Origin of the sequence: Pantoea sp. BAV 3049 (genome assembly GCF_009765445.1) — a bacterium.
In the GTDB taxonomy this organism is placed as follows: Bacteria; Pseudomonadota; Gammaproteobacteria; order Enterobacterales; family Enterobacteriaceae; genus Erwinia.
The window spans coordinates 4717889-4723771 of the sequence record NZ_WHOY01000031.1; the positions used below are offsets into that span (position 1 = coordinate 4717889).

At 50.0% G+C, this 5883-nt stretch carries 11 protein-coding genes; 2 read left to right on the forward strand and 9 right to left on the reverse strand.

Features of this window, described 5'->3' with window-relative positions; genetic code table 11:
• Nucleotides 1–38: 38 nt before the first annotated feature.
• From GSQ70_RS25830 to GSQ70_RS23485, 9 genes are all read right to left on the reverse strand, one after another.
• Nucleotides 39–323, reverse strand: coding sequence for a hypothetical protein (locus GSQ70_RS25830; protein WP_199257357.1), 285 nt, complete (start codon nt 321–323; stop codon nt 39–41).
• The gene (locus GSQ70_RS23450; RefSeq protein WP_158784759.1) at nt 316–489 is read right to left on the reverse strand and encodes a hypothetical protein; all 174 of its coding nucleotides are present in this window, start codon (nt 487–489) and stop codon (nt 316–318) included. The genes GSQ70_RS25830 and GSQ70_RS23450 overlap by 8 nt, the downstream gene beginning before the upstream one ends.
• Nucleotides 482–649 carry a hypothetical protein gene (locus tag GSQ70_RS23455; RefSeq protein WP_158784760.1) on the reverse strand — a complete coding sequence of 56 codons (168 nt, stop codon included), beginning with the start codon at nt 647–649 and terminating at the stop codon, nt 482–484. The genes GSQ70_RS23450 and GSQ70_RS23455 overlap by 8 nt, the downstream gene beginning before the upstream one ends.
• Before the next feature lie 159 nt (nt 650–808).
• Nucleotides 809–1147 (reverse strand): hypothetical protein, encoded by a 339-nt coding sequence (locus tag GSQ70_RS23460; RefSeq protein WP_158784761.1) that lies wholly within the window; start codon nt 1145–1147, stop codon nt 809–811.
• 82 nt (nt 1148–1229) lie between these two features.
• On the reverse strand, nt 1230–1928 hold the full coding sequence (locus GSQ70_RS23465) for a replication protein P (protein ID WP_158784762.1): 699 nt from the start codon (nt 1926–1928) through the stop codon (nt 1230–1232).
• Entirely contained in the window at nt 1925–2875 is a 951-nt protein-coding gene (locus GSQ70_RS26525; RefSeq protein WP_370521096.1) for a hypothetical protein, read from the reverse strand. Before GSQ70_RS26525 ends, GSQ70_RS23465 begins: the two co-directional genes overlap by 4 nt.
• Nucleotides 2872–3693: a DNA-binding protein gene (locus GSQ70_RS23475; protein WP_158784763.1), complete on the reverse strand. Its 822-nt coding sequence runs from the start codon at nt 3691–3693 to the stop codon at nt 2872–2874. The genes GSQ70_RS26525 and GSQ70_RS23475 overlap by 4 nt, the downstream gene beginning before the upstream one ends.
• 24 nt (nt 3694–3717) lie before the next feature.
• Nucleotides 3718–4014 carry a lambda phage CII family protein gene (locus GSQ70_RS23480; protein ID WP_158784764.1) on the reverse strand — a complete coding sequence of 99 codons (297 nt, stop codon included), beginning with the start codon at nt 4012–4014 and terminating at the stop codon, nt 3718–3720.
• A gap of 110 nt (nt 4015–4124) precedes the next feature.
• The gene (locus GSQ70_RS23485; protein WP_158784765.1) at nt 4125–4352 is read right to left on the reverse strand and encodes a helix-turn-helix transcriptional regulator; all 228 of its coding nucleotides are present in this window, start codon (nt 4350–4352) and stop codon (nt 4125–4127) included.
• A 98-nt stretch (nt 4353–4450) separates the two neighbouring features.
• Here GSQ70_RS23485 and GSQ70_RS23490 point away from each other — a divergent pair, with 98 nt between their 5' ends.
• On the forward strand, nt 4451–5140 hold the full coding sequence (locus GSQ70_RS23490) for a S24 family peptidase (protein ID WP_158784766.1): 690 nt from the start codon (nt 4451–4453) through the stop codon (nt 5138–5140).
• A gap of 510 nt (nt 5141–5650) precedes the next feature.
• Nucleotides 5651–5883: hypothetical protein (locus GSQ70_RS26180; protein ID WP_233268473.1), on the forward strand; the 233-nt coding region annotated here is incomplete at its 3' end.

A 5883-nucleotide genomic window follows, 5' to 3' on the forward strand; every position in this document is an offset into this window, starting at 1 on the left:
GGTCACTGTGCTTCGGCTTATGGGAATTACATTGCTGGTCATACATCCCCCTTAACGGATATGCCTGCTGCTTTCAGCGCCCTTTCCACGTCTCGTTCATATCTCATCGGCTGGAAAACCCCATCAATGAAATACTCATCTTCAGCACATGCTGCCGGGAGATCGAAAGCCAACGCCGTTCGGCTGGCCCGCCATGCGCACCAGGCCAAATGCACGCCATAGATTGCATAGCAATTTCGCTCTGGCTGCCACTCAAGCTCATTAGGCGTAAAGAGGTGATCAGTTTTAAGCCACGTTTCAAACTCTTCTCTTAATTTATCCATCACTCTTCTCCACCTCAGCGCGGGTGTTCCAGGCGGCCTGCCATGCTTCCCATCGAATTTCCACATAAATGGAGAGGTATTCTCCTTTGTCATCCCGCCGCAATATTGGGGTGAATTTACTCCGAAGCCACTCTTCAAACTTCGTCCTGCATAACTCTTCAGTCATGATTGCTCTCCTGTCTGGCGCGGGCCTGCCATGCCATTTCCGCAATTTCTTGAACCATGTCGCGCTCCGCCTTTCTAACATTGAAGTAACTCATTCCTGGCCTGCATACCTCATCAAACCACTCTTCGAACGCCTGCCGCTCCAGCTCATCGTTGGTCATGAATGCTCTCCTTTTGTCGTCTGGCCTGCGCCGCCATCTCACTGTAGGCAGAATGAGAAACACATCGGTTCTCAACATAAATCCTCATAGCCCCTCTCTCATCGCCTTTCAGAATGCAAATGCGGATACGCTCCAGACACGATTGGCGCTTGTCCATACTTATTTAAGCCCCGTAATTTTCTGGCATAAAATACCGAGCTTAGATGTGGACTCACATCCCACTCGCCCACGAAAAAGCCATTGAAACGGCACAGTTAGAATCAATAATGGTATGAACCATAGTCGGTTTAATCGCTGCCAGAAAGTTGCATCTCTCTGCTCCATCCAGTGGATATTATCGACAACCTGGTAATCAAATCCTCTTGGGTCGCCATCATGCACATCCCGTCCGCACAGGAAGTCGGCAACCTGAATTACGTTATCAACACCTGCATCCTTTAGGCGCTTTTCCAACTCATGACGCCACAGAACTGGAACCCATCCTCTGCGATAAATCATCACTCTCTCCCCGCTCTGATCCAAAAGAAAAGGGCTACTAAAATTAGCAGCCCTGTTATTAGCTCGTATGTGTAGGTTTGCATTAGTCACCAACTTGTTGTTTTTTCATCCCCAATCTGGCGCGTATCTCTGCGATTTTATCCAGCCCCTTTTCATTGCTGACCGGACAGTGCAGTTTGGGGATCTGCGCTACCGGTGCGCCAATTTTTTCTCCTGAGTCGAGACGTTTAGCCATAACGCGAAGCTCTTTCACGCAACGCTGGCGAAGTTCTGCTGGCGTCAGGTTCATGGAACGCATTTGCGAGTACAGAGCCGGAACCATGATCCAACACTCGTTGCTCTGCCAGGGGAATTTCTCAGGACCGTCATAAAATCCACGGCAGGCACTGTAGTCGATCACCATATCGTAAAGCTCATCGGCGTCCGGGAGACCGTAGCGGCTAACCTCGCCCTGTCGACACCAGGCAACAAACTGGCCGGGAGATGGCAGGAAAGGCGTCTCCTGCTGGCGGGCCAGCTTCATACCAGCGTTAACCTGCTCAATGCTGGTTATGCCGTTCTCAGCGAATGCCAGCACCCACTGTCGGCGCAGCTCGTTCAGCTCATCCTGAGATTTGATATTTGCCATCAGCGCCGGGAACGCGGCCTTCAGCTGGCGGAACAGCTCGTTGAAAATCTGGATGGCCTGCTCGGGTACTTGCTGTTTTGGCTTTTCAGCGGCGTAAATCTGCTGGAGTGATTTGCCATCACGTTTCTGGATAGCTGACACGATATTTTTCATACCTGCAACCCCTCTGCCCAGTCAGTGTTGTTGAAGTCCAGAACAGGCTTAGCAGTGCCGGTACCGGATTTCGACTTGTCGCGCTTGATTGCCAGTTGCGACCACTTCTCACGAAGCTTTGCAGGGCACAGAACATTTCCGCACCAGAAACCATCCTGGCTTGCCCAGCGGAACAGGCTGCACATATCGCGATGATCACGTCCGTCTTTTTCACGCATCAGCCGGATGTCATTAGCCCAACCTGCAAAGGCTGGCTTTCTGGCAGATGGCTCAATTGACTTCACGATGTCGAACATCCACTCAGCCGCCCTCAGGTCGTCAGCAGTTCCCCACTTGTCACCCTTCGGTGACTGAATGGCTGCTTCAGGTCGTTGCGGCTTATCTTGCTGGACAGCTGGAGGGGAAATTCTCTGACGAGAATCTAATACGTTAGTATTAGATGTTATATTGTTTGTGGCACTTTGATGGCAATCTGTTGGCACAACCTCCCCGCCAGCCCTTACCGGATGCGGGTTTGCGTTGGCACTTTGATGGCAATCTGTTGGCACAATATTTTGCTGATAATCGTCGTATTTGGTTACCAGAATCCTCGAAAATTTTTTGTTCGATTCCTTGCTGATCATCCCCAATTTTTCGAACTTCAGGATCAGGTATTTTATCCGGTTAGGGTCGATTCCTGTCTCCTGCGCCAGCGCATGCCGTCCTGTGATGAACTCCCCTCGCCTGCAAAGCAAATCCCCGAACTCGGTAGAGACGGGGCCGGGTGCGTGATTGGCAGAGAGTATGAAGTGAATCCACAGGTGAACAGCGTCTGAGTCCGTTCTGTAGAAGGGCAAATCCATTATTTTTCTGTGCAGCAAGGCAAACCCCTTACCGGTTGCCTCCGGTCTGTCAGCGGCCCGTTTATCAGGCCGTAATGGTGTTACGTTGGAATAGGCAAGGTTCATGCAACCTCCCCGCTTGTGTTGTTTTTAAATTTCTCCCTGTACTCACTGATAATGCCCATAGCCTCAAGATAAACATCATCTGCAGCGATGTAGCCCTCGTCAGAGAATTCAAATGCAGACATCAGTTCCACGAGACGGCGTGCTTTTGTCGCGCTGAATTGCTGCATGGCGTCCGATTTAGTGAGCTTCGACTTACCCGCAGCTTTGGCTTTCGCCAGTCCCTCTGAAGCTACCGATCCTGCTTTTGGCCCATGCTCTCGCGACAGAGCGACCGCAGTGGTTGCTGCCACCTCGCCAGACTCAACCATCCCGATCAGCACGTCGCCGGAAGACAGCAATTGAAGATGGGTTTCCACGTCAGCGACAGAGCGTCCAAACGCTTTGGCAATCTCTGCTGAAGTGTGCCCCTGATTCCTGGCCCGGTTGTAGGCTCCTGCACGCTGAATAGGCGTGATGGGTTTACCCTGTGATGATTTCGCCATATGAGCCAGCTTATCCAGCTCAGTACCAACGAAATCCTTGCATTCAATGCGCGGAATATCGTGGCCTTTCTCAATCGCCAGTTTCGCGCCAATAAAGCGATGCTGGCCGTCGATAACCTTGATGCCTGCCTCGGTGATTTCGACAGACAGCGGCGGAAGGTCAGACCCATCAATCCAGCAGTCACGCATGTATTCTGCATGCTCCTGGTCCACCGGCCTTATGTTGCTACCCTCTTCCAGGTAAAGTTCGGCAATTGGAACCATAAAAGTCTTTTTAACGGTTGTTCCAGTGCCGTTTTTGTCTTTCTGCTTGTACAGTTGAGAAAGCGTTGTCATAATTACTCCTGTATGTTGATCCAGTTAAAAGTCCATACGAAATTGAGAATCCTCGACTGTTAGCGCGGCCGGGGATTTTTTCTTTGTGAGTATCGAAGCAACCTGCCGGGCCAGATGAGCCATTTCGTCATCAACGACGCCCCATTCCAGCACCGCAAGCAGCATTGACATCTTCGGCAGCCAGTCGCGTTTCCAGCGGCTTACCTGCGATTTATCGACGCCGATGGCCGACGCCGTTCTCTCAGTGCCAATCAACGCAATCTTGTTCAGCAGCACGCTCTCAATGCGTAGTGCTTCGTTGCGTTTCTTTGCGTTTTCCATTACGTAAAATCCATGATGTTGATTAGTTAGTTACGTGGCTAACCCGTGGGGTGCCACATTGTTTGTGCCTGCGGTTAGACGGGCGGCCTGGTTGTAAAAGAGCGGTGTGTCTAAGCCGCGGTATCGGCTGTTTTCATGTATCGCTGCGGATAAAGAATCTGCATCTCGGTGATCTTCCCTTTAAAGAACCGGGATAATTTCTCTGCCGTTTCGAGAGATGGAACCTGCATCCCCCTTTCGATACGGCTAAGGTTTCCAACGTCTAATTGAGTGGCGATGGCTACCTCAGAAATCGTCAGCTTTTTCTCTACACGCATTTTCCTTAATGGTGTTGGCATAATGCACCTCCTAAATGCGCTACACGCATAATATGCGATTGGGAAAATATGCGCAAGGCGCTTTGCGCTACACGCATAAAAAAGGTTGAATACATGCCATGAAAATAGGCGACAAGATCCGACAGATTCGCAAAGCGAATAAAATGACCCTTAATGAGCTTGCGTTGCGTGTAGATAGCGACGTGGGTAACCTTTCACGTCTTGAGCGTGGTGTGCAGGGCTACAGTGAAAATCTCATTCAGAGAATTGCTGAAGCGCTTGCAGTTCCAATTTCTGAGCTATTCTCTTCTAATGAAGCTAATGATACTGTATATAAGTACAGTGTTGGTTCCATAACTAATAAGGGGGGAGATGATGTGTATCGGATTGATGTTCTTGATGTTTCAGCTAGTGCAGGAGATGGAGCGCCATCAAGGGACGTAGTTGAAGTCATAAGGTCAATTGAATATGTTCCAGATCAGGCAAGGGTCATATTTGGGAACCGACCGGAGTCTTCTGTGAAGTTAATCAACGTTCGCGGAGATAGTATGGAAGGAACCATTGAACCAGGCGATCTTATATTCGTAGACGTAGCTGTATGCAACTTTGATGGCGATGGGATTTATGTTTTTGATTTCAATGGTGACACCTTTGTAAAGCGACTTCAGAAGGTTAAAACCGAGCTGCTTGTGATTTCTGACAATCCACGCTATCGAGAATGGAGCATTTCTGAAGAAGAGCTTGATATGCTTCATGTTTCTGGGCGTGTAATGCTTAGTCAGTCGCAACAGTACCGCCGTCACGGATAACGACTCCCTTCTTTCTCAATTTAGCCCGCGATTTGCGGGCTTTTTTGTGCCCTCTGCATATCTCGATTAAAAATAAATCCCTTTCTATTTCATACGCATAAATCACTTTAAGCCCCAATCACACATCCAATCTTAAATATGCGCTTGACGCATATGCGCAAGACGCATAATATTATTCCCACAGCAGGACGCTGAAGCAGCATCAAACGGCAGGACGCCAACGCTCTTTAACAATAAGAACTTCCGCTCTAACAGGCGGGACCAAATCAGAGATGATTTTGGGATTGGGTGAATGCGCAGGCTGATGCGCAAGTGTAAGACCTGGTGGGTGGTAGATATCGCTGGCTGCAATCGGTTGAGTAAGCGCGTTGAAAGCCAGCACTGACCCAATAAACGACACGTGAATTCTTCGCCCCGGTGAAACTCCGGTGTCAACTAGCGTGTCGCATAGCCAAGCCGGAGATCAGCACCGGCCATCCAATCACCAAAGTCATCTAACCTGGAGGCCGTATGGCAACCATCATCTGGAAAGAAGCTAAACCATGCGGCACTGCTAAGAGCCGCTATAAGGCACGCAGGGCCGCATTGGTAGCTGAGCGTCGTGGTGACGAGGCGTTAGCTCGTAGCGTTGCTCAGGCAGTCACTGGCTGCTCTGACCGCGTACTGAAAGCAGTGAACAGCATTGAGTACAAAATGAAGATGCGCAGCAAGCCAGTTCCGGAAGCTGTGAGTCGACAGAATCC

What these genes read in the sequence shown, in the direction of transcription:
- GSQ70_RS25830 (WP_199257357.1), bottom strand. Translation starts at nt 323, where the DNA reads ATGGATAAATTAAGAGAAGAGTTTGAAACGTGGCTTAAAACTGATCAC.
- GSQ70_RS23480 (WP_158784764.1), bottom strand. Translation starts at nt 4,014, where the DNA reads ATGGAAAACGCAAAGAAACGCAACGAAGCACTACGCATTGAGAGCGTG.
- GSQ70_RS26525 (WP_370521096.1), bottom strand. Translation starts at nt 2,875, where the DNA reads ATGAACCTTGCCTATTCCAACGTAACACCATTACGGCCTGATAAACGG.
- GSQ70_RS23465 (WP_158784762.1), bottom strand. Translation starts at nt 1,928, where the DNA reads ATGAAAAATATCGTGTCAGCTATCCAGAAACGTGATGGCAAATCACTC.
- GSQ70_RS23450 (WP_158784759.1), bottom strand. Translation starts at nt 489, where the DNA reads ATGACTGAAGAGTTATGCAGGACGAAGTTTGAAGAGTGGCTTCGGAGT.
- GSQ70_RS23475 (WP_158784763.1), bottom strand. Translation starts at nt 3,693, where the DNA reads ATGACAACGCTTTCTCAACTGTACAAGCAGAAAGACAAAAACGGCACT.
- GSQ70_RS23460 (WP_158784761.1), bottom strand. Translation starts at nt 1,147, where the DNA reads ATGATTTATCGCAGAGGATGGGTTCCAGTTCTGTGGCGTCATGAGTTG.
- GSQ70_RS23485 (WP_158784765.1), bottom strand. Translation starts at nt 4,352, where the DNA reads ATGCCAACACCATTAAGGAAAATGCGTGTAGAGAAAAAGCTGACGATT.
- GSQ70_RS23455 (WP_158784760.1), bottom strand. Translation starts at nt 649, where the DNA reads ATGACCAACGATGAGCTGGAGCGGCAGGCGTTCGAAGAGTGGTTTGAT.
- GSQ70_RS23490 (WP_158784766.1), top strand. Translation starts at nt 4,451, where the DNA reads ATGAAAATAGGCGACAAGATCCGACAGATTCGCAAAGCGAATAAAATG.